Source organism: Streptomyces boncukensis, from assembly GCF_011045075.1.
In the GTDB taxonomy this organism is placed as follows: Bacteria; Actinomycetota; Actinomycetes; order Streptomycetales; family Streptomycetaceae; genus Streptomyces; species Streptomyces boncukensis.
On record NZ_JAAKZZ010001086.1, the window covers coordinates 1 to 619 of the forward strand.

Below are 619 nucleotides of genomic sequence, written 5' to 3' on the forward strand. Positions count from 1 at the left end.
CAACCGCCTCAAGCAGTGGCGCGGCATCGCGACCCGCTACGACAAGACCGCCGAGTCCTACCAGGGAGCCGTCGCCCTCGCCTCGCTCCTGATGTGGACGTGACATTTGAAGACAACTCCTAGGGCGCGCCCAGGGGCGCGGGGAGCCCAGCACGATCCGTCGGACACGGTCGGCTGCCCCTTACAGGGCGCGGTCCCGGCCCGGCACCGCGCCCGGCGGGCTGTGTTCGAGGCCGTCCAGCAGGCAGGTGAGGCCCGTCGTGAAGATCCGGTCCAGCTCCAGGTCGTAGCCCTCGTCGCCGACGGCGGCCAGGAAGCGGGCGTACGCCGGGTACGTCCCGGACGCGGCGGCCGTCCGCATCCCGTCGTCGTGCCGCTCCAGCCACTCCTCCTCCGAGAGCCCGGTGGCCTCCCGCGCATGGCTCTCGCGCTCCAGGTGCACGGCGAGCCCCTGCACATAGCCGTACAGCAGCACGTTCAGCACGATCTAGAGAGGAACCCCGGGCGTTCACGCCCAGGAGGAATCGCTCCTCTGGAATGCTCTGACGTGCACGGCAGCACGGATCCGAGCCTGTTGTCAGTGCTCCTTGCTAGGTTCACCGTGTGAAGATCGTGACGC

Annotated in this window: 1 protein-coding gene and 1 pseudogene; one reads left to right on the forward strand and one right to left on the reverse strand. The window is 69.1% G+C overall.

What is annotated here, in order from left to right:
* Nucleotides 1-103, forward strand: a pseudogene (locus G5C65_RS38070) (IS5/IS1182 family transposase); the annotation flags it as partial.
* A gap of 78 nt (nt 104-181) precedes the next feature.
* Here G5C65_RS38070 and G5C65_RS38075 read toward each other — a convergent pair.
* The gene (locus G5C65_RS38075; RefSeq protein ID WP_165303647.1) at nt 182-484 is read right to left on the reverse strand and encodes a TetR/AcrR family transcriptional regulator C-terminal domain-containing protein; all 303 of its coding nucleotides are present in this window, start codon (nt 482-484) and stop codon (nt 182-184) included.
* Nucleotides 485-619: the final 135 nt, after the last annotated feature.